At 71.8% G+C, this 21,334-nt stretch carries 20 protein-coding genes; 19 read left to right on the top strand and 1 reads right to left on the bottom strand.

Annotated elements, in window-relative coordinates; all coding sequences use genetic code 11:
- The first annotated feature begins 14 nt into the window (after positions 1 to 14).
- From pyrR to Q2K20_RS18195, 17 genes are all read left to right on the top strand, one after another.
- Positions 15 to 599, top strand: coding sequence for a bifunctional pyr operon transcriptional regulator/uracil phosphoribosyltransferase PyrR (pyrR, locus tag Q2K20_RS08040; RefSeq protein ID WP_067717941.1), 585 nt, complete (start codon positions 15 to 17; stop codon positions 597 to 599).
- Positions 596 to 1,537 carry an aspartate carbamoyltransferase catalytic subunit gene (locus Q2K20_RS08045; protein WP_067717943.1) on the top strand — a complete coding sequence of 314 codons (942 nt, stop codon included), beginning with the start codon at positions 596 to 598 and terminating at the stop codon, positions 1,535 to 1,537. Before pyrR ends, Q2K20_RS08045 begins: the two co-directional genes overlap by 4 nt.
- Positions 1,534 to 2,859, top strand: a complete 1,326-nt coding sequence (locus Q2K20_RS08050; RefSeq protein WP_268092134.1) for a dihydroorotase — start codon at positions 1,534 to 1,536, stop codon at positions 2,857 to 2,859. The genes Q2K20_RS08045 and Q2K20_RS08050 overlap by 4 nt, the downstream gene beginning before the upstream one ends.
- Positions 2,856 to 3,404, top strand: coding sequence for a hypothetical protein (locus tag Q2K20_RS08055; RefSeq protein WP_119192952.1), 549 nt, complete (start codon positions 2,856 to 2,858; stop codon positions 3,402 to 3,404). The genes Q2K20_RS08050 and Q2K20_RS08055 overlap by 4 nt, the downstream gene beginning before the upstream one ends.
- Positions 3,401 to 4,609, top strand: coding sequence for a glutamine-hydrolyzing carbamoyl-phosphate synthase small subunit (carA, locus tag Q2K20_RS08060; protein WP_269501508.1), 1,209 nt, complete (start codon positions 3,401 to 3,403; stop codon positions 4,607 to 4,609). The genes Q2K20_RS08055 and carA overlap by 4 nt, the downstream gene beginning before the upstream one ends.
- Positions 4,609 to 7,971 (top strand): carbamoyl-phosphate synthase large subunit, encoded by a 3,363-nt coding sequence (gene carB, locus Q2K20_RS08065; RefSeq protein ID WP_067717954.1) that lies wholly within the window; start codon positions 4,609 to 4,611, stop codon positions 7,969 to 7,971. The genes carA and carB overlap by 1 nt, the downstream gene beginning before the upstream one ends.
- Positions 7,968 to 8,813, top strand: coding sequence for an orotidine-5'-phosphate decarboxylase (pyrF, locus tag Q2K20_RS08070; protein ID WP_069389338.1), 846 nt, complete (start codon positions 7,968 to 7,970; stop codon positions 8,811 to 8,813). The genes carB and pyrF overlap by 4 nt, the downstream gene beginning before the upstream one ends.
- Positions 8,814 to 9,225: 412 nt before the next feature.
- Positions 9,226 to 9,549: an integration host factor, actinobacterial type gene (mihF, locus tag Q2K20_RS08075; RefSeq protein WP_007631925.1), complete on the top strand. Its 324-nt coding sequence runs from the start codon at positions 9,226 to 9,228 to the stop codon at positions 9,547 to 9,549.
- Positions 9,550 to 9,556: 7 nt separating this feature from the next.
- Positions 9,557 to 10,159 (top strand): guanylate kinase, encoded by a 603-nt coding sequence (gene gmk, locus Q2K20_RS08080; protein WP_269501525.1) that lies wholly within the window; start codon positions 9,557 to 9,559, stop codon positions 10,157 to 10,159.
- A 72-nt stretch (positions 10,160 to 10,231) separates the two neighbouring features.
- Positions 10,232 to 10,516, top strand: a complete 285-nt coding sequence (gene rpoZ, locus Q2K20_RS08085) for a DNA-directed RNA polymerase subunit omega (RefSeq protein WP_061228655.1) — start codon at positions 10,232 to 10,234, stop codon at positions 10,514 to 10,516.
- On the top strand, positions 10,513 to 11,793 hold the full coding sequence (gene coaBC / locus Q2K20_RS08090) for a bifunctional phosphopantothenoylcysteine decarboxylase/phosphopantothenate--cysteine ligase CoaBC (RefSeq protein ID WP_269501527.1): 1,281 nt from the start codon (positions 10,513 to 10,515) through the stop codon (positions 11,791 to 11,793). The genes rpoZ and coaBC overlap by 4 nt, the downstream gene beginning before the upstream one ends.
- A 42-nt stretch (positions 11,794 to 11,835) precedes the next feature.
- On the top strand, positions 11,836 to 13,065 hold the full coding sequence (gene metK / locus Q2K20_RS08095) for a methionine adenosyltransferase (protein ID WP_096905429.1): 1,230 nt from the start codon (positions 11,836 to 11,838) through the stop codon (positions 13,063 to 13,065).
- A gap of 44 nt (positions 13,066 to 13,109) precedes the next feature.
- Positions 13,110 to 15,155, top strand: a complete 2,046-nt coding sequence (locus Q2K20_RS08100; RefSeq protein ID WP_120283315.1) for a primosomal protein N' — start codon at positions 13,110 to 13,112, stop codon at positions 15,153 to 15,155.
- Positions 15,156 to 15,256: 101 nt separating this feature from the next.
- Positions 15,257 to 15,811 carry a peptide deformylase gene (def, locus tag Q2K20_RS08105; RefSeq protein ID WP_119192946.1) on the top strand — a complete coding sequence of 185 codons (555 nt, stop codon included), beginning with the start codon at positions 15,257 to 15,259 and terminating at the stop codon, positions 15,809 to 15,811.
- Between the two features lie 3 nt (positions 15,812 to 15,814).
- Positions 15,815 to 16,747: a methionyl-tRNA formyltransferase gene (fmt, locus tag Q2K20_RS08110; RefSeq protein WP_120283311.1), complete on the top strand. Its 933-nt coding sequence runs from the start codon at positions 15,815 to 15,817 to the stop codon at positions 16,745 to 16,747.
- Positions 16,744 to 18,261, top strand: a complete 1,518-nt coding sequence (locus tag Q2K20_RS08115; protein WP_269501534.1) for an RsmB/NOP family class I SAM-dependent RNA methyltransferase — start codon at positions 16,744 to 16,746, stop codon at positions 18,259 to 18,261. Before fmt ends, Q2K20_RS08115 begins: the two co-directional genes overlap by 4 nt.
- 130 nt (positions 18,262 to 18,391) lie before the next feature.
- Positions 18,392 to 18,637, top strand: coding sequence for a hypothetical protein (locus Q2K20_RS18195; protein WP_410494186.1), 246 nt, complete (start codon positions 18,392 to 18,394; stop codon positions 18,635 to 18,637).
- Here Q2K20_RS18195 and Q2K20_RS08125 read toward each other — a convergent pair.
- Positions 18,575 to 19,666 (bottom strand): IS110 family transposase, encoded by a 1,092-nt coding sequence (locus Q2K20_RS08125; protein WP_187699930.1) that lies wholly within the window; start codon positions 19,664 to 19,666, stop codon positions 18,575 to 18,577. The genes Q2K20_RS18195 and Q2K20_RS08125 overlap by 63 nt on opposite strands.
- Positions 19,667 to 20,046: 380 nt before the next feature.
- Here Q2K20_RS08125 and Q2K20_RS08130 point away from each other — a divergent pair, with 380 nt between their 5' ends.
- Together Q2K20_RS08130 and rpe are read left to right on the top strand one after the other, a co-directional pair.
- Positions 20,047 to 20,541: an alpha/beta fold hydrolase gene (locus Q2K20_RS08130; RefSeq protein ID WP_241504299.1), complete on the top strand. Its 495-nt coding sequence runs from the start codon at positions 20,047 to 20,049 to the stop codon at positions 20,539 to 20,541.
- A gap of 66 nt (positions 20,542 to 20,607) precedes the next feature.
- Positions 20,608 to 21,276 (top strand): ribulose-phosphate 3-epimerase, encoded by a 669-nt coding sequence (rpe, locus tag Q2K20_RS08135; RefSeq protein ID WP_067716379.1) that lies wholly within the window; start codon positions 20,608 to 20,610, stop codon positions 21,274 to 21,276.
- Positions 21,277 to 21,334 lie beyond the last annotated feature (58 nt).

The following is a 21,334-nucleotide window of genomic DNA, read 5'->3' on the forward strand; positions in this document are numbered from 1 at the left end:
GGAGGTGGTGATCGGTGAGCGCTGACGGTTCGCAAGAGAACTCGGTGTCACTCTTCACGTCCGACGACGTCGCCAGGACGGTGTCCCGCCTGGCACATCAGATTATCGAACGCACTGCTGCGGACGCGCCCGACTCGGGCCCCGTGGTGCTGCTGGGAATCCCCACCCGCGGGGTGCCGCTCGCGGCCCGACTCGCCGAGAGGATCCGTGAGTTCAGCGGCGCGGACGTCCACGCCGGGGCCCTCGACGTCACGCTCTACCGCGACGACCTCGCCGGAGGCCCGCACCGGCCGATGAACCCCACGCGGGTCCCGTCGGCCGGGATCGACGGCGCGACGGTGATCCTCGTGGATGACGTCCTGTTCTCGGGCCGGACCATCCGCGCGGCGTTCGATGCCCTGCGCGACCTCGGGCGACCGGCGCGGGTCCAGCTCGCCGTGCTGGTCGACCGCGGGCATCGTGAACTGCCGATCCGGGCCGACTACGTGGGCAAGAACGTCCCCACCTCCCGCGACGAGGGAGTGTCCGTCCGGCTCACCGAGGTCGACGGGGTCGACGCCGTGGTCCTGCGGCGTCCGGACGCGGAGAGGACGAGATGAAGCACCTGCTCTCGGCCGCCGACCTCGACCGCGACTCGGCCCTGTCCATCCTCGACGAGGCGGAGCGACTCAAGGAGACGCTCCTCGGTCGCGAGGTCCGCAAGTTGCCGACGCTGCGGGGCAAGACCGTCCTCACCGTGTTCTACGAGAACTCCACCCGCACGCGGGTGTCGTTCGAGACGGCCGGTAAGTGGATGAGCGCGGACGTCATCAACGTCTCCGCCAGCGCCTCCTCGGTCCAGAAGGGCGAGTCGTTGCGCGACACGGCGCTCACCCTGACCGCCATCGGCGCGGACGCCCTCATCGTGCGCCACCCGGCCTCGGGGTCGGCTCAGCAGATCGCCGGGTGGGTCGCGCCGGGCGGCGTCGGCCCGTCGGTCATCAACGCCGGTGACGGGATGCACGAGCACCCCACCCAGGCACTGCTCGACGCCATGACCCTGCGTGAACGCCTCGGCGGGATAGACGGACGCCGGGTGGTGATCGTCGGGGACATCCTGCACTCGCGCGTCGCCCGGTCCAACGCCCTGTTGCTGTCCACGTTGGGCGCGGAGGTGGTCCTCGTCGCCCCGCCGACCCTGCTCCCGGTGGGCGTCGACGGCTGGCCGGTCCGCGCGTCGACCGACCTCGACGCGGAGTTGGACGGTGCGGACGCCGTCATGATGCTGCGCGTCCAGGCCGAGCGGATGAACGGTGGGTTCTTCCCGTCCGCCCGCGAATACGCGGTGCGCTACGGGCTCGGGCCGACGCGCGCCGCCCGGCTCCGCGACGACGTCGTGGTCCTGCACCCGGGTCCGATGGTCCGTGGGATGGAGATCGGCTTCGACACCGCCGACGCGCCGTCCTCCGCGATCCTCCAGCAGGTCACCAACGGCGTGCACGTGCGCATGTCGGTACTGCTCCACACTCTCGTCACGGCGGAAGGAACCCCTGAGTGAGCGCCCCCCACACACCGACCCTGTTGCTACGGCGGGTGCGTCCCTACGGCGAAGGCGACCCGGTCGACGTCCTCGTCCGCGACGGCGTCATCGCCGCGATCGGTCCGGACGCGGGCGAGTCCGTGGACCTGTCCGCGACGGACATCGAGGTCCTCGATCCGGACGGCGCCGTGCTGCTGCCGGGGTTCGTCGACCTGCACACCCACCTCCGCGAACCCGGTCGCGAGGACACCGAGACCATCGCCTCGGGTTCGGCCGCCGCGGCCCGCGGGGGGTACACGGCGGTGTTCGCCATGGCCAACACCCAACCCCCGCAGGACAACCAGACGGTGACCGACTCGGTCTGGCGGATCGGCCGCGAGGTCGGACTGTGCGACGTGCACCCCGTCGGCGCCGTCACCGTGGGTCTCAAGGGTGAGCAGCTCACCGAGATGGGGCAGATGGCCGCGGGGGAGGCCCGCGTCAGGGTGTTCTCCGACGACGGGATGTGCGTCCACGACCCACTGGTGATGCGTCGAGCCCTGGAGTACTCGGCCGGATTGGGCGTCCTCGTCGCCCAGCACGCCGAGGAACCCCGGCTCACCGGCGGCGCCGTGGCCCACGAGGGGCCCCACGCCGCACGCCTGGGACTGACCGGGTGGCCGCGGTCGGCGGAGGAGTCGATCGTCGCCCGGGACGCGATCCTGGCCCGCGACGCCGGCGCCCGCGTGCACATCTGCCACGCCTCCACGACCGGCACCGTCGAGCTGCTGCGGTGGGCCAAGGACCAGGGGATCTCGATCACCGCCGAGGTCACCCCGCACCACCTGCTCCTCGACGACTCCCGTCTCGAGACCTACGACGGCGTCTACCGGGTCAACCCGCCCCTGCGCGAGGCACACGACACCCTCGCGCTGCGCGAGGCGCTGAGGTCCGGCGTGATCGACTGCGTCGCCACCGACCACGCCCCACACGCCGCGCAGGAGAAGTGCTGCGAGTTCGCCGCCGCCCGGCCGGGCATGCTCGGACTCGAGACCGCCCTGCCGATCGTCGCCGCCCTGCTGGTCGAGACCGGGGACATGACCTGGCGGGACCTCGCCCGTGTCATGAGCACCCGGCCCGCCGAGATCGCCGGCCTGTCGGACCAGGGGCGACCGATCGCCGTAGGGGAGCCCGCGAACCTCGTCGTCGTCGATCCCGACTCCCCGTGGACCGTCGTCGGCGACGCGCTCGCAAGTCTGTCCGCCAACACCCCCTACGAGGGAATGACATTCGCGGCCAGGGTCGTCGGCACCGTGTACCGGGGCCGCCTGACCACCCGCGACGGAGAGGTACTCGCATGACCCAGGACTACTGGACCGTCATCATCGTCATCGCCGTGCTGCTCGCGCTGATCGGTCTGATGACGCTGGGATGGCGGAACCGTAGCCGGTCCCAGGCCGGGCTCTTCGACGAGCTCCCCACCCCGCCCGCCGACCCGGGCGAGATCGTCCTGGGGCCGCTCACCGGTGTGTACATCGGCAGCACCGTCGCGGGGGACTGGCAGGCCCGGATCGCCCGCCCGCCACTCGGCCACCGCTCCGCCGGCACCCTGACCGCCCACACCGGCGGCATACGCCTCGAGCTGGCCGACGCCGTCGTGTGGATCCCCCGCGCCGACCTCGTCGACGTGCGTCGCGCGTCGGCACTGGCCAACAAGACCGTGCCCGGCGGCGGCATCCTCGTCGCACGCTGGCAGGTCACCGGCCCCGACGGCCGCACCCTCGTCGACTCGGGATTCCGGGCGGACGACAAGGACACCTACCCCCGCTGGGAGGCGCTGCGCGGAGACGCCGACCCCTCCGACACGCCCACCGACTCCAGCTCCACCACCGAGGAGAACCAGTGACACCGCACAGCACCACGCCCGCGCCGCAGGCGGGCCCGCAACCCGCCGCGCTCGTCCTCGAGGACGGACGCATCCACCGCGGCACGTCGTTCGGCGCGACCGGGACCACCCTCGGGGAGGCCGTGTTCACCACCGGCATGTCCGGCTACCAGGAGACCCTCACCGACCCCTCCTACTGCCGTCAGATCGTCGTGGCCACCGCGCCGCAGATCGGCAACACCGGCTGGAACGACGAGGACGGCGAGTCCCTCCTCGACGGTGAGGCCCGCGGGGGCCGGATCTGGGTCTCCGGCTTCGTGATCCGCGACCTGTCGCGACAGCCCTCCAACCACCGGTCCAGCCGCAGTCTCGAGGACGAGATGGCCGCCCAGGGCGTGGTCGGCATCGCCGGTATCGACACGCGCGCCGTTGTCCGCCACATCCGGGAGCTCGGGGCCATGAAGGCCGGGATCTTCTCGGGCGACGACCTGACCGACGACGAAACCATGCTCACCGCGGTCCGGGCCCAGGAATCCATGGCCGGCGCGTCGTTGTCCGACGAGGTCTCCACGCGCGAGGCCTACGTGGTGGAGCCGGAGGGCGAGGCGTCCTACACGATCGCCGCACTGGACCTGGGGATCAAGACCAACACCCCCCGGATGCTCACCGAGCGCGGGGTCCGCGTCCACGTCCTGCCCGCCGACTCGACGCTGCAGGACATCCTCGACCTCGGCGTCGACGGGGTGTTCCTGTCCAACGGTCCGGGCGACCCGGCGACGGCCGACCACGCGGTGCACCTCACCAAGGAGGTGCTGGGCCAGGGGATCCCCTTCTTCGGCATCTGCTTCGGAAACCAGATCCTCGGCCGGGCTCTGGGGCTGGAGACCTACAAGATGCAGTTCGGGCACCGGGGCATCAACATCCCGGTGATCGAGAAGGCCACCGGCGCCGTGGCCATCACCTCCCAGAACCACGGGTTCGCGCTGCGCGCCCCGGAGGGTGACACCTGGCAGACCCCGTGGGGCACGGCCGCCGTGACCCACGTGTGCGCCAACGACGGCACCGTCGAGGGCGTCGCCCTGGTCGACGGCAGCGCCTTCTCCGTCCAGTACCACCCCGAATCCGCGGCGGGCCCCCGGGACGCCGCCGACCTCTTCGACCGCTTCGTCAGCCTGCTCGAATCCTCCGACCTCGGCTCCGTAGACTCCAGAAAGGGTTCGAACTGATGCCCCGGCGCACAGACATCAACCACGTCCTCGTCATCGGCTCCGGGCCGATCGTCATCGGCCAGGCCTGCGAGTTCGACTACTCGGGCACCCAGGCCTGCCGCGTGCTCAAGTCCGAGGGCCTGCGCGTGACCCTGGTCAACTCCAACCCGGCCACGATCATGACCGACCCGGAGTTCGCCGACGCCACCTACGTCGAGCCCATCACGCCCGAGTTCATCGACAAGATCCTGACCAAGGAGGCCGCCGACGGCCACCCCGTAGACGCGGTGCTCGCGACCCTCGGTGGGCAGACCGCGCTGAACGCGGCCATGCAGCTGGACGCCCAGGGGCTCCTCGACAAGCACGGGGTCGAGCTCATCGGCGCGGACATCCCCGCCATCAACCGCGGCGAGGACCGGCAGACCTTCAAGGACATCGTGGCCAGCGTCGGCGGCGAGTCGGCCCGCAGCGCCGTCTGCCACACGATGGAGGAGGTCCATGCCACCGTCGCCGAGCTGGGGCTGCCGGTCGTGGTCCGGCCCTCCTTCACCATGGGCGGCCTGGGCTCGGGTCTGGCCTACACCACCGAGGACCTCGAGCGCATCGCCGGCGGCGGGCTGTCCGCCTCGCCGACCGCGAACGTCCTCATCGAGGAGTCCATCCTCGGGTGGAAGGAGTACGAGCTCGAGCTGATGCGCGACAACAAGGACAACGTCGTCGTGATCTGCTCGATCGAGAACGTGGACGCCCTGGGTGTGCACACCGGCGACTCCGTCACCGTCGCGCCGTCGATGACGCTGACCGACCGCGAGTTCCAGAACATGCGCGACCTGGGCATCGCGATCATCCGTGCCGTGGGCGTGGACACCGGTGGCTGCAACATCCAGTTCGCCATCAACCCCGTCGACGGCCGCCTGGTCGTGATCGAGATGAACCCCCGGGTCTCGCGGTCCTCCGCGCTGGCCTCCAAGGCCACCGGCTTCCCGATCGCCAAGATCGCCGCACGGCTGGCCATCGGGTACTCGCTCGACGAGATCACCAACGACATCACCGGCGAGACCCCCGCGTGCTTCGAGCCGACCCTCGACTACGTGGTGGTCAAGGCGCCCCGGTTCGCCTTCGAGAAGTTCCCGGGTGCCGACGACACCCTCACCACCACCATGAAGTCGGTGGGCGAGGCCATGAGCCTGGGGCGCAACTACCGGGAGGCCCTCGGCAAGGTCATGCGGTCGCTGGAGACCAAGGCCTCGGGATTCTGGACCCTGCCCGACGAGACCATCGCACCCGGGCGCTCCACCGACGTGGATGCGGTGCTCGCCGACCTGGTCCGTCCGACCGAGGGCCGGATGTACGACGTCGAGCTGGCGCTGCGCCTGGGGGCGACGGTCCAGCAGGTCCACGAGGCCTCCGGCATCGACCCGTGGTTCCTCGAGGAGGTGGCCGAGCTCGTGGACCTGCGCCGCGAGATCGTCGACGCCGCCGTGCTGGGCGCGGACCTGCTGCGTCGGGCCAAGCACAACGGTCTGTCGGACGCGCAGATCGCCGCCCTCCGGCCCGAGTTCGCCGGTGCCGAGGGCGTGCAGCGCCTGCGCCACCGGCTGGGGATCCGGCCCGTCTACAAGACGGTCGACACGTGTGCCGCGGAGTTCGAGGCCAAGACCCCGTACCACTACTCGACCTACGAGCTCGACCCCGCCGCCGAGTCCGAGGTCGCCCCGCAGACCGAGCGCGAGAAGGTGATCATCCTCGGTTCCGGGCCCAACCGCATCGGCCAGGGCATCGAGTTCGACTATTCCTGCGTGCACGCCGCCCTGACGCTGTCCGAGGCCGGGTACGAGACGGTCATGGTCAACTGCAACCCGGAGACGGTCTCGACCGACTACGACACGGCCGACCGGCTGTACTTCGAGCCCCTGACGTTCGAGGACGTCATGGAGGTCTACCACGCCGAGTCCGAGTCCGGCACGGTCGCCGGGGTGCTGGTGCAGCTCGGTGGCCAGACCCCGCTGGGGCTGGCCGCGCAGCTCGAGGCCGCCGGCGTCCCCATCGTGGGCACCAGCCCGTCCGCGATCGACCTGGCCGAGGACCGCCGCGAGTTCGGTGAGGTGCTGGTCCGGGCGGGTCTGCCGGCCCCGGCGTTCGGCACCGCGATCAACGCCGACGAGGCGACCGCCATCGCCGCCGACATCGGTTACCCGGTACTGGTGCGCCCGTCCTACGTGCTGGGCGGCCGGGGCATGGAGATCGTCTACGACGAGGGCTCCCTGCGCTCGTACATCGACCGCGCCACCGAGATCAGCCCGGACCGTCCGGTGCTGGTGGACCGCTTCCTCGACGACGCCGTGGAGATCGACGTCGACGTCCTGTGCGACGGCACCGAGGTGTACCTGGGCGGCGTCATGGAGCACATCGAGGAGGCCGGCATCCACTCCGGCGACTCCGCGTGCACGCTGCCGCCGATCACCCTCGGACAGGACGACATCGACAGGGTCCGCCGCTCCAGCGAGGCGCTGGCCATGGGCATCGGCGTCAAGGGCCTGATGAACGTGCAGTACGCCCTCAAGGACGACGTGCTCTACGTCCTCGAGGCCAACCCCCGGGCCAGCCGGACGGTGCCCTTCGTGTCCAAGGCGACCGGGGTGCACCTGGCCAAGGCGTGTGCCCGCATCATGCTGGGCGAGTCGATCGCCGACCTGCGCGCGGAGGGGCTGCTCCCGTCCGACCGGGACGGCGGCTCCCTGCCCGCGGACGCCCCCGTCGCCGTCAAGGAGGCGGTGCTGCCGTTCAACCGGTTCCGCACCCCGGAGGGCGACACCGTGGAGTCCCTGCTCAGCCCGGAGATGAAGTCCACGGGTGAGGTCATGGGCATCGGCCCGGACTTCGCCGTGGCCTTCGCCAAGGGCCAGCTGTCCGCCGACGGCGTGCTGCCGCTGTCGGGCACCGTGTTCGTCTCGGTGGCCAACCGGGACAAGCGGTCGATGGTGTTCCCGGCCCAGCGGCTGGCGGCGCTCGGGTTCACGGTGCTGGCCACCGAGGGCACCGCGCTCATGCTCCGCCGGTACGGCATCGCCTGCGAGACCGTGGCCAAGCTGACCGAGTCCGGCACCGGCCCGGTCGACGAGGACGGCCGGCCGATCCGCACGATCGTCGACCGCATCAACGCCGACGAGGTGGACCTCATCCTCAACATCGCCTCGTCGACCGGCGGCACCCGTGCCGACGGCCACGAGATCCGCTCCGCGGCGATCTCCCGCCGCGTGCCCTGCGTGACCACCGTCCAGGGCGCCACCGCGGCGGTCCACGGGATCGAGGCCATGCTGCGCGGCGACGTCAGCGTCAGCCCCCTGCAGGAGCTGCACGCCGGGTACGCGGCGCGGTGACGTCGATCGCGGCCCCGTTCGGTGCCCGCCTGCGCAGGGCGGTCGCCGAGCGGGGCAACCTCTGCGTGGGCATCGACCCCCACCCGGCGCTGCTGGAGGCGTGGGGCCTGGGCGTCGACGCGGCGGGCGTCGCGGAGTTCTCGCGGCGGTCCCTCGAGGCCTTCGGGGACCTGGTCCCCGCGGTCAAGCCCCAGGTCGCGTTCTTCGAGGAGCACGGGTCCGCCGGGTTCCGGGTCCTGGAGGAGCTCCTGTCCGCCATAGGCGAGCGCGGGGCGCTGTCGGTGGCGGACGCCAAACGGGGAGACATCGGCTCCACCATGGCCGGGTACGCCCGGGCGTGGCTACGGGACGGGTCCCCGCTGGCCTGCGACGCGCTCACGGTGTCGCCCTACCTGGGCGTGGGCGCCCTGGACGCGGCGTTCGAGGCGGCGGCCGGCACCGGCCGGGGCCTGTTCGTCCTGGCCCGGACCTCCAACCCCGAGGCCGGGCCCCTGCAGGGCTCGGCAGGCCCCACCGGCACGGTCGCCCAGTCCGTCGTCGACGAGGTGGCCCTCCGGAACGCGGGCGCCGGGGATGATGCACCGGGGTCCTTCGGCGTGGTCGTCGGGGCGACGGTGACCGACCCCCCGAGGCTCGACGAGCTCTCCGGCCCGGTCCTCATGCCCGGGGTGGGGGAGCAGGGCGGCACCCTCGCCGACGTCCGCAGGATCGCCGGGCCCGCGCTCCCGCTCACCCTGGTCAACGTCTCGCGGCACGTGCTGCGCGCCGGGCCGGACGTCGACGCGATGCGCGCGACGGTCGTCGAACTCGCCGCACAGTACAGGTTCTCCGACGACTCCTGAGTCACCGCGTTCCACACGGGTGTACCGGCGTCCCACCGGTGACGGCCGCCCGGAGCCGGGCTCGCGGGAATCGGGCGGTTCGCGTCGCGCCCCCGGACGGGCGGCGCTAGGGTGCCATACAACCTCGAACCGTCAATGCGCAGATCAGACGGGGTGCCACAGCGGGACCCCGTCTGGTACCCGGCCGGTCGGCCGCGTACTGTTGCTGAGGTCATCAGGCCCGGAGCCGTGGAAGTCCCCCTCGGGGGCGGCGGAACCGCCCGGGTACGGTGAGCACGAGGGAGCGCCCGCTCCCGGAGGTGTTCCGCAGCCCGCGGACGCGCCGGGGCCGGTCACCGCACACCAGGCGGGGGTGTCCTACGGTGGACATCCGCGTGAGTCATGAGACACACACGAACGAGACGGAGGAATTGTGGCCCTTCCCCAGTTGACCGATGAGCAGCGCGCTGCTGCTCTGGAGAAGGCGGCTGCCGCCCGTCGCGCCCGGGCTGAGCTCAAGGAGCGCCTGAAGCGTGGCGGCACCGACCTCAAGCAGGTGCTCAAGGATGCCGAGAGCGACGAGATCCTCGGCAAGATGAAGGTCTCGGCGCTGCTCGAGGCCCTGCCCAAGGTCGGCAAGGTCAAGGCTCAGGAGATCATGACCGAGCTCGAGATCGCGCCGACGCGTCGTCTGCGTGGTCTCGGTGACCGCCAGCGTCGCGCACTGCTCGAGCGGTTCGACTTCACGGTCGACTGATCGACGCATGAACACACCGTCATCCGGGGCCACCCCGGAGACGACGGCGAAGAGGGGCCGGCTGATCGTCTTGGCCGGCCCCTCCGCCGTCGGGAAATCAACCGTCGTCGCCCGTCTCCGCGAGTGCGTCCCCGATCTCTACTTCAGCGTGTCGATGACCACACGGGACCCTAGGCCCGGGGAGGTCGACGGCCGCGACTACTACTTCGTGTCCACCGAGGACTTCCGGAAAGCCGTATCCGAGGGTCGGATGTTGGAGTGGGCGGAGATCCACCGCGGCCTGCAGTTGTCCGGGACCCCCGCCGATCCGGTGCACCACGCGCTCGAGGCGGGACGACCCGTCCTCATCGAGGTGGACCTCGCCGGGGTGCGCCAGATCCGCGAGTCGATCCCGGAGGGCAGGACCGTGTTCCTCGCCCCGCCGTCGTGGGAGGAACTCGAGGTCCGGCTGCGTGGCCGGGGCACCGAACCGCAGGACGTGGTGGACCGCCGACTCGAGACCGCGAAGGTCGAGATGGAGGCCCGCGGAGAGTTCGACGAGGTCGTCGTCAACGACGAACTCGAAAAGGCCGTGGACGAGTTGGTATCATTGCTGGTCGGCCGCGACTAGCGGCGAGCCCAGCGTCACCAGGGTGTCATCGACGACACCGACCCCAGGCAGTACCCCAGAGGAGAACCCATAGTGGCCACCACCGAAGCCGCAGCGGCCACCCCGCTGTACGACACCCCGATCGGCATCACGAACCCCCCGATCGACGAGCTGCTCGAGCGGGCGTCCTCGAAGTACGCACTCGTGATCTTCGCCGCCAAGCGGGCGCGCCAGATCAACTCGTACTACAACCAGATCGAGGAGGGCATCCTCGAGTACGTCGGCCCGCTGGTCGACCCGGGGCTGCACGAGAAGCCCCTCACCATCGCGCTGCGTGAGCTGCACTCCGACCTGCTCGATTGCGCCGAGGGCGAGTGAGCCCCTCCGGGGACGACATGCGCGGCCCGCGCGTCGTCGTCGGAGTCGGCGGCGGGATCGCCGCCTACAAGGCTTGTGGCCTCATCCGGTTGCTCACAGAGTCCGGATGCCACGTCGACGTCGTCCCCACAGAGGCGGCCCTGCGATTCGTCGGGTCCGCCACGTTCGAGGCGCTGTCCGGGAACCCGGTGTCCACCGGGGTGTTCTCGGACGTGCCCTCGGTCCGCCACGTCGCCCTAGGGCAACGGGCGGACCTCGTCGTCGTCGCTCCTGCCACCGCGGACCTGCTGGCCCGCACGGCGAGCGGGCGCGCCGACGATCTTCTCACCTCCACCCTCCTCACCGCCCGGTGTCCGGTGCTCCTCGCCCCGGCCATGCACACCGAGATGTGGGAGCACCCCGCGACGCGGCGCAACGTCGACACCCTCCGGGGTGACGGCATCCACGTCATGCCTCCGGCCTCCGGCCGGCTCACCGGCGCCGACACCGGCGCCGGGCGACTACCGGAGCCCGCCGACATCGCGCGGTTGGCCCGGCTCCTCCTCGACGGCGGATCACTGCCGTGGGACCTCGCGGGCAGGCGGATCGTCGTCACCTCCGGCGGAACCCGCGAGGAGATCGACCCCGTGCGCTTCCTCGGCAACCGCAGCTCCGGCAAGCAGGGCCACGCGATCGCCGCGGTGGCCGCTGCCCGGGGAGCCAGGGTGACCCTGGTGACATCCTCCGATCTGCCCACCCCGCCCGCGGTCGAGGTCGTCCACATCGAGTCCGCCCTCGAACTGCGGGAGCAGACGCTGCGCGCAGCCGCGCGGGCGGACGTCGTCGTCAAGGCCGCCGCCGTCGCCGACTTCCGGCCCACCGACGTCTCCGACTCCAAGCTCAAGAAGGGCAGCGGATCGGAGCCCGCGGAGATCCGCCTCCGGCGGAACCCGGACATCCTCGCCGACCTGGTCTCCGCGCGTGCGGCGGGGGACGTCCCGGCCGACTGCGTGCTCGTGGGTTTCGCCGCCGAGACCGGGGACGCGTCGGGCACGGTCCTCGAGCACGGCCGCGCCAAGCTCGCCCGGAAGGGGTGCGACCTCCTCGTCGTCAACGAGGTGGGACGGGACACCACCTTCGGACAGGACGTCAACGGCGGCTGGATCCTCGACTCGGGCGGCGGCGAGACGGCCCTCGAGCGCGCCAGCAAGGACCTCCTGGCCGACCGTCTACTCGACGCGATCGTGGGGATCGCTCGCGGGCGGACCGGGCGGAGTGACGCAGACCGCACCGACTAGTCTGTCCCCACGCGATCGGCAACGATCACACGCGATCCCACCATGGAAGAGAGAACCACTGTGACGCAGGCACGTCGGCTGTTCACCAGCGAGTCCGTGACCGAGGGGCATCCGGACAAGATCTGTGACGCGATCTCAGATTCGATCCTGGACGCGATGCTGGAGCAGGACCCGGCGGCCCGAGTGGCCGTGGAGACGATGGTCACCACCGGCATGGTCCACGTGGCCGGCGAGGTCAAGACCACCGGTTACGTGGAGATCCCGCAGCTCATCCGCGACAAGATCGTCGAGATCGGTTACGACTCCTCGGACAAGGGTTTCGACGGCGTCTCCTGCGGCGTGTCGATCTCGATCGGGCAGCAGTCGCCGGAGATCGCCCAGGGCGTGGACACCTCTCACGAGGCCCGCACCTCCACGGACTCGGTCGAGGACGCCATCGCCCGCCAGGGTGCCGGCGACCAGGGCCTGATGTTCGGCTACGCCTGCTCGGACACCCCCGAGCTCATGCCACTGCCCATCGCGCTGGCCCACCGCCTCTCGCGGCGGCTGACCGAGGTGCGCAAGGACGGCACGCTGGCCTACCTACGCCCGGACGGCAAGACCCAGGTCACCATCGAGTACGACGGCGACCGCGCGGTCCGGCTGGACACCATCGTCATCTCCACCCAGCACGCCGACGGCATCGACCTGGAGACCACCCTGCGCGACGACCTCACGCAGCACGTGATCGACCCGGTCCTGGCCGAGGCCGCCGGCGGGATCGACACCGCCGACTTCCGGCTGCTGGTCAACCCGACCGGCCGGTTCGTCCTCGGCGGCCCGATGGGCGACGCCGGCCTGACCGGACGCAAGATCATCGTCGACACCTACGGCGGCATGGCCCGCCACGGTGGCGGCGCCTTCTCCGGCAAGGACCCGTCCAAGGTGGACCGCTCCGCCGCCTACGCCATGCGCTGGGTCGCCAAGAACATCGTCGCCGCCGGCCTGGCCGAGCGCGTCGAGGTCCAGGTCGCCTACGCCATCGGCAAGGCCGCCCCGGTCGGACTGTTCGTCGAGGCGTTCGGCACCGAGAAGGTCGACATCGACCGACTCCAGCAGGCGGTGACCGAGGTGTTCGACCTGCGGCCCGGTGCGATCATCCGCGACCTGGACCTCAAGCGTCCGATCTACGCCCCCACGGCCGCCTACGGACACTTCGGCCGCACCGACATCGACCTGCCCTGGGAGCGCACCGACCGCGTCGACGAGCTCAAGCAGGCCGCCGGACTCTGACGCCGTCACCCCGTGTGTCGTAGCGGGGTGCGAGGATCCCGCACGTGACCACCACGCGCCCAGCGACCCGGGTCGCGGCGGCCGATGCCCCCGTGGCCCGGGTCCTGCCGTTGCTCGGGGTCTTCCATCTCGACCGGGAGTTCGACTACCTGGTCCCCGAGTCACTCTCCGCCGAGGCGGTCCCGGGGGTGCGGGTGCGGGTGAGGTTCGCCGGGCGGCTGGTCGACGGTTTCCTCGTCGAGCGGCGCGCGCAGACCGATCACCAGGGGGATCTCGCCTGGCTCGAGCGGGTCGTGTCACCCGAGCCCGTCCTCACCCCGGACCTGCTCCGGTTGGTCGACCTGGTGGCGCGGCGGTGGGTGGGCATGCGCTCGGACGTGATCCGGTTGGCGATCCCGCCGCGCCATGCCGCCGCCGAGAAGTCCGTTCCCGAGCCGGGGCCGCCCCTGGGGGTGTCGGTGGGGCCGGTAGAGATGCCGGAGGGGTGGGGCGACCACCCGATGGTCGCGAGGTTCCTCGAGGCCGCGACCGGCGCCGTCCCCGCCCGCGGGGTGTGGACGGTCCCGCCGGGACGGGACTGGGCCCGGGCCCTGGCGACCCTCGCCGACTCCCTGCGGCGTCGTGGGCTCCAGGTCCTCCTGATCGTCCCGGACCAGCGGGACGTCGACCGTCTCACCGCGGCCTGTCGCGAGGTCGTCGGGGGCGGTGCGGCCGGTCGGGACCTCGTCACGGATCTGTCCGCCGGCGTCGGGCCGTCCGCCCGGTACCGACGGTGGTTGCGGGCGATCCGTGGCCACGCCCGGATCGTCGTGGGGACCCGGAGCGCGGTCTTCGCCCCCCTGCCCGAACTCGGGCTCATCGTGCTGCACGACGACGGGGACGACTCGTTCGTCGAGCCGCGTGCCCCGTATCCCCACACGCGTGACGTCGCCGCGCAGCGATCGGCCCTCGAGGGCGTACCCCTGTTGCTGTCGTCGGTGGACCGGACCCCCGAGGTCGCCGAGTACGTCCGCTCCGGGTGGGCACACGAGATCCGCCCGCGCCCCGGACTGACCCGCGAGCTCGCGCCCCGCGTGGTCGCCGTGACCGACGCCGACCCGGTGCAGGCCCGCGACGTCGCGGGGGGCCGCACGCGGCTGCCCGCCGTGGCGTTGACGATGGCCCGGGAGGCGATCGACGTGGACGCCCCGGTCCTCGTACAGGTGCCCCGCAAGGGGTACATCCCCACGCTGCTGTGTGGGTCGTGCCGGACCCCGGCGCGGTGTCGCCGGTGCAACGGCCCGCTCCGCGCCGGGCGGATGGACGAGGTCCACGGGCCGGTGGAATTGGCGTGCGGGTGGTGCGGGGCCCCCGAGCCGAGCTTCCGCTGCGTGGCCTGCGGATCGCGGGCGCTGCGGGCCGGGGTGGTGGGGGCAGGCCGCACCGCGGAAGAGCTGGGCCGGATGTTCCCCGGTGTCCGGATCCGCACGAGCGGGGGAGGGGAGATCCTGGACACCGTGCCCGCGAGCCCGGCGATCATCGTCGCCACCCCGGGAGCGGAACCCGTCGCCGAGGGCGGGTACGGGGCCGCACTGCTCCTGGACTCGTGGGCGCTTCTCGGCCGACCCGACCTGCGGGCCGTCCAGCACGCCCTGCGCCTGTGGATCGGGGCGGCCGGTCTCGTCCGTCCCGCCGACGAGGGGGGCAGGGTGTTCCTGTCCGCCGAATCCGAGTCCGCGGTCGCCCAGGCGCTGGTCCGGTGGGATCCCCAGGGCTGGGCGGAGCGCGAACTCGCGGACCGCGCCGAGGTCGGGTTCCCGCCGGCGGTGCACATGATCGCGGTCGACGGGCCGGCCGCCGCGCTCGCCGAGGTCCTCGAGGACTTCCGCCTCACGGACAGTGTCGAGGTACTGGGTCCGGTGGATCTGCCCGCCGGGGAGGAGCTCCCTGGTCATGACGAGGTGGAGGACCCGGAGCGTGTGCTGTTCCGGGTGCCCCCGCCCGTCCTCGCCGAGGTCGCGGCGGAGCTCCGGGCACTGGTCCTCCGGCGTTCCGGACGCCGCCACAGCCACTCGGTCCGGGTTCGTCTGGACCCCGTCCACATCGGTTGACCGCCCCGCCGTGCGTCCGGCCGACCGCCGACGACGGCGCACGCCGACGGAGCGCCTAGAATGGCCGTTCAGCACCGACGCCTGCCAGGAGACCCATACGCATGTCCGTCCATCCCGTCCGGCTCTTCGGCGACCCGGTCCTCCGGACCCCCGCCGACCCCGTCACCTCCTTCGACGACAGGCTGGCACGCACCGTGGCGGACCTCATGGACACCGTCGCGCACGAGGAGGGGGCCGGGCTCGCGGCGCCCCAGATCGGGTTGTCCACCCGTGTGTTCGTCTACAGCTGCGGCGGGCGGGAGGGTCACCTGGTCAATCCCGAGTGGGAGCCGATCGGCGAGGAGAAGACCCACGTCAACGAGGGCTGCCTGTCCATCCCCGGGATCTCCCTGCCCACCGAGCGGTTCGCCCGCGTCCGGGCGCGCGGTGTCGACGTGCACGGCGAGCCCGTCAGCTTCGAGGCCGAGGGCATCCTCGCCCGCGCCGTCCAGCATGAGACCGACCACCTGGACGGGGTGCTGTTCCTGCAGCGCCTCACCCCGGAGCGCCGACGCGAGGCGATGGCCGAGATCCGCTCGGCCAGCTGGTTCGGCAGCGCGGCGGTCAGCGGCGGCGTCATCTACGACACGCTCTCCGACGCGATGGCGGTGAGGTGAGAAGTGCGTCTCGTCTTCGCCGGCACCCCGGAGGTCGCCGTCCCGTCCCTGCAGGCGCTGCTCGACAGTGACCGTCACGAGGTCGTCGCCGTCGTCTCGCGTCCCGACGCCCGCACCGGCCGCGGTCGGGGACTGTCCCGCAGCCCCGTGGCGGCCGCGGCCGACGCAGCGGGCATCGAGGTCCTCACCCCGCCGAACGCCCGCGACCCCGAGTTCGCGGAGCGACTGCGCGCGCTGACACCCGACGCGGTTCCGGTGGTCGCCTACGGCCACCTCGTTCCGCGCCCCGTCCTCGACATCCCCACCCACGGGTGGATCAACCTTCACTTCTCCCTGCTCCCCGCATGGCGGGGGGCCGCCCCGGTCAACGCCGCCGTCGCCGCCGGTGACGAGGTCACCGGCGCGACCACCTTCCTGCTGGACGAGGGCATGGACACCGGCCCGGTCCTGGGGACGATGACCGAGACCGTCCGGCCCCGCGACACGGCCGGGGACCTCCTCGGCCGACTCGCGGTGTCCGGCGCCGGGCTGCTCGCGGCGACCCTGGACGGGATCGAGTCGGGAGAGCTCCGCGCGGTTCCCCAGCCGGCCGACGGCGCCTCCCATGCACCGAAGCTCACGGTCGACGACGCGCGGGTGCGGTGGAGCGATCCCGCCCTGGCCGTCGACCGGCACATCCGGTCGGTCACCCCTGCGCCGGGCGCCTGGACGACGCTCGGCGGCGAACGGGTGAAGATCGGCTCGGCCCGCCCCGCCGAGGACGCGCCCACGGACCTCGGGCCCGGACTCATCTCGTGGGACAAGCGGTCGTTCCTCGTGGGCACCGCGACGGTACCGATGGCGATCGAGACCATCCAGCCCCACGGCAAGAAGATGATGAACGCGCTGGACTGGGTGCGCGGCGCCCGGCTCGACGAGGGCGCGGTGTTCGAGTGAGCGCTGACGACCGACAGGGCCGCGGGCAGGGGCCCGATCCCCGCCGCGGGGGCGGACAGGGACGCCCGAAGAGCGGTGGAGGCAACCGCCCGCAGTCGGACCGCCGGCGACGTCCGGACACCCGGCCGCAGAAACAACAGAAACAGCAGAAGCAACCCCGTCCCGACGCCAGGACCGTCGCGCTGGCGGTCATGGCGGCCGTGCGGGAACGCGCCGCCTACGCCAACCTGGCCCTGCCGGCGGAACTGCGCCGCGCCAAGCTGGACACACGCGACGCGGCGCTGGCCACGGAGTTGACCTACGGCACGCTCCGCGCACAGGGACTGCTCGACCGGGTGATCGTGCTCGCGGCGTCCCGGCCCGTCGAGGAGATCGACCCGCCGGTCCTCGATCTCGTGCGGCTGGGCGCCTACCAGTTGCTGTTCACCCGGATCGGTGCGCACGCCGCCGTCGACACCGCCGTCGAGGCCGCGCGCACCGCCGGCCTGGGCCGGGCGGGCGGGTTCGTCAACGCGGTCCTCCGCAAGGTCGCCGCCCGCGACCTCGACTCCTGGGTCGACGCGCTGCGTGACGGTGTGACCGACCCGGTGGCTCGGATGGCCATCGGCACCGCGCACCCGGAGTGGATCGCCCGCGCGTTCGCGGACTCGCTCGGCGCCGCCGCCGGGGAGCTTCCCGAGTTGCTCGCCGCCGACGACGCCCGGCCGAAGGTCCACCTGGCCGCCCGCCCCGGTGCCATCACGGGCGAGGAACTGGCACTGATCACCGGCGGTACGGAGGGTGAGCTGTCCCCGTACGCGGTCCACCTGGACTCCGGGGACCCCGGAACGCTCGACGCCGTACGAGAAGGGCTCGCGGCGGTCCAGGACGAGGGCAGCCAGCTCGTGGCGCTGGCCGCCGCCCGCGCCCCCCTGGGCGGTCCGGACTCCGGGAGGTGGCTCGATCTGGCCTCCGGGCCCGGCGGGAAGGCGGTCCTGCTGGGCGCGCTGGCGGAGATCGAGCAGGCGACGCTCACCGGGGTGGAGATCTCCGAGCACCGCGCCGACTTGGTCCGCGGCGCGACCAAGGACCTGCCGGTGACCGTGCACACGGCCGACGGACGCGACCCGGGTCTGGAGCCGGGGTTCGACAGGGTATTACTCGACGCCCCGTGTTCCGGCCTCGGCGCACTCCGCCGTCGACCCGAGGCGCGGTGGCGCAAGACCGCCGCCGACATCCCGGGCCTGGTCACGCTCCAGCGCGAACTCCTCGAGTCGGCCCTGCGTCTGGTCCGACCGGGCGGGGTGGTGCTGTACGCGACCTGCTCGCCCCACCTCTCGGAGACAGTGTCGGTCATCCGCGAAGCCGCCCGGCGTGACGACGTCGAACTCCTCGACGTGCGTGACATCCTCGCGGAGGTGGTCGGCCGTCCGGTCGACGGACTGGGCGACGGCCCGTGGGTGCAACTGTGGCCGCACCGGCACAGCACAGACGCGATGTTCATGGCGGCACTTCGACGGGGTCACGATGCGTGAGGACGCGCAGTTCAGCTCGCACGGGTTACGGTGCTCGGCTTGGGTCTACCGCCCGGACGCGCCGTCGGGCGAACCTGCGGGCCCGGCACCAGCCACCCCCGCACCAGCCACCCCCGCGCCGGCCATCGTCATGGCACACGGCTTCGGGTGCATCCCGGACCTGCGCCTACCCGCGTACGCCGAGCGCTTCCGGGACGCCGGCTTCGTCGTGGTGGTCTTCGACTACCGGCATTTCGGCGCCAGCGACGGACAACCCCGGCAACTCCTCGACATCGGCCGCCAACTCGACGACTGGCGGATGCTCCTATGGATGTCAAGCGGCTTTGGCGAGGTCGGCGGTGGTCGGTGCTTTGGTGGCGGGGTCGCGAGCCTGTAGGTCGTTGATCAGGGCATGGTAGATCTCGCGCGCGATGTGGCGTTTGAGGCAGCGCATGATGTCTTTCTTGGACAGGCCTTGCGCGGTTCGTCGGTCAACGTATGAGCGGGTGCGTTCGTCCCATCGCATGCGGCTCAGTGCGATGGTATGCAGGGCGTGGTTCGCGGCCCGGTCGCCACCGCGGTTGAGTCGGTGTCGGTCTCGTCGTCCTGAAGAGGCAGGGATCGGGGCCACGCCGCACAGGTGCGCGAACGCCGCTTCGGAGCGCAGCCTGTCTGGGTTGTCGCCCGCGGTGGCCAGAAGCTGCCCGGCGACGTCAGGTCCCACGCCCATGCGGTTCATCAGGGTCGGAGCCGTCTGCGCGGTCAGGGCTTTTAGCTCGACGTCGAGGTCGGCGATCTCCTCACTCAGTGCCAGGATCCGGCGGCTCAGAATGCGTAGTGCCGCCTTGGTCGCGCCGAGGGGACTAGCGAGGTCGCTGGGACGGAACCGGGCGCAGACTGCGGCCAGCTCGCGGGCGGGCAGGCCACGCAACTGGGCTCGCAATTCCTCCGGAGCGGTGATCACCAGCTGCCTGGCCTGGTTGATCGCTTGGGTGCGGGCCTTGACCGCGGAGCGCCGAGGCACACGCAAGGCCCGGACGGCCTCCACGATCCCGTCGCGGGTCTTCGGCACGCCAGTGGCACGCCCGGAGGCGACCGCGGTAGCAGCGGCATAGGCGTCTATCGGGTCGGACTTGCCCTTCATCCGCCGGGTCTTGCGGTCGGGTCGGTCGACTTCGACCACCGGTAGTCCGGCCCGGGCCAGCACCCGAGACAGCTCGGCGCCGTAGGCTCCGGTGCCCTCGACCCCAACGGCCTGCACGGTGCCGTGGCCGCCGAGCCATGAAAGTAGCTGCCGGTACCCGGAACCCGTGGCCGGGAACTCTCGGTCGGCCAGATGCCGCCCGAGGGAGTCGATCACCGCCGCGTGATGGGTCTGGCCATGCGTATCCACTCCGGCGATGACATGCACGTGCTGATCGGACATCATGGTCACTGCTGCCTTTCTCGTTGATCCCGGTGGGGCAGCACGCGCCGGCCAGGCGGGCGGACAAGACAGTGGCGGGGCTTCTGAACCAAGCTCCTATGAGGTCACAAACGCCCGTCCGGTCGCGTGCGTAGCGATCCCCCGAGCGGGCCGACAAATCCGCTTCTAGTCAGCCACCGCGACGGTCAGCCCGTGAGTCAGACCCGCCCGAAGAACCACTACACACATCATCACTGTCAGCCCTGGCCTTCACCCGGTCGCTGCCCGGCGTCGATCCGGACCGCGTCATCGCGTGGGGCACGTCGTTCTCGGGAGGTCACGTCCTCACCCTCGCCGGCACGGGGGAGCGGCTGGCGGGAGTCATCGCCCAGGTCCCGCATGTGAGCGGTCCGGCCGCGGTCAGGGCGACGGGGCTCGCGGCGGCGCTCCGACTCGGCCCGGCCATCGTCGACGACCTGTGGCGCTCGCTCCGGCGTCGCGAGCCCCGGTACGTGCGTCTCGTCGGACGACCGGGGGACACGGCGGTCATGACGAGTCCGGACGCCGATCCCGCGGTGAATCGGCTCGCGGCCGACTCGGGACTGCGCCGCAGTGAATTCCGCGACGACGTCGCAGCACGGATCCTGGCACGGATCGGCTTCTACTCGCCGATGCGGCACACGCGGCGGATCACCTGCCCGGCGCTGGTGCAGATCGCGACGGAGGACGCCATCACCCCCGCGGCGACCGCGCGTCGGGCGGCGCAGCGGATCCCGCGCGGCCGCTACCTGGAGTACCCGTGCGAGCACTTCGACCCCTACGTCGACCCGCACTTCGAGCGCATCATCGCCGACCAGCTCGAGTTCCTGACCTCGGTCACCGGCTCCGTCGACTGACCGGTCCGCGGGCCGCCGTCCCATGTCGGCGGAGCAGCCCGGACGGGCCCGCCTAGACTGGACGTCATGTCGTACCAGCCGCTCATCGCGCCGTCGATCCTGTCCGCCGACTTCGCCCGTCTGGACCGCGAGATCGAGCGCATCCCGTCCGCCGACTGGATCCACGTGGACGTCATGGACGGTCACTTCGTGCCCAACCTGTCCTTCGGTGCGCCGGTCGCGAAGGCGGTCGGGAGGGTCACGGACAAGCCGATGGACTGCCATCTCATGATCACCGACCCGGCGCGCTGGGTCGGTGACTACGTGGACGCCGGCGCGTTCAACGTCACCTTCCACGTGGAGGCCACCGACGACCCGAAGGCCGTCGCCGACCTGCTGCACGCCAGGGGGTGCAAGGCGGGTATCTCCATCAAGCCCGGGACCGCCGTCGAGCCGTACCTCGACCTGCTCGACCACGTGGACCTGGTCCTGGTGATGAGCGTCGAGCCCGGCTTCGGCGGCCAGAAGTTCATGCCCGGGGTGTTGGACAAGGTCCGCACGCTGCGCGCCGAGATCGACCGCCGTGGCCTCGACGTGCACATCCAGATCGACGGTGGCATCGACGCGGGGACGATCGCCGAGTGCGCGGCGGCGGGGTGCGACGTGTTCGTGGCCGGTTCGGCCGTCTACGGTGCCCCGGATCCCGACGCGATGATCGGGACCCTGCGCTCCGGGGCCCTCGCCGCGCGGGCGTGACGGTGCCGGACGTGCCGGAAGTGCCACAGGGCCCGAACGGGCCCGGGGTGCCGAGCGG

This window comes from Dietzia sp. IN118 (assembly GCF_032905965.1).
GTDB classification, from domain to species: Bacteria; Actinomycetota; Actinomycetes; order Mycobacteriales; family Mycobacteriaceae; genus Dietzia; species Dietzia kunjamensis.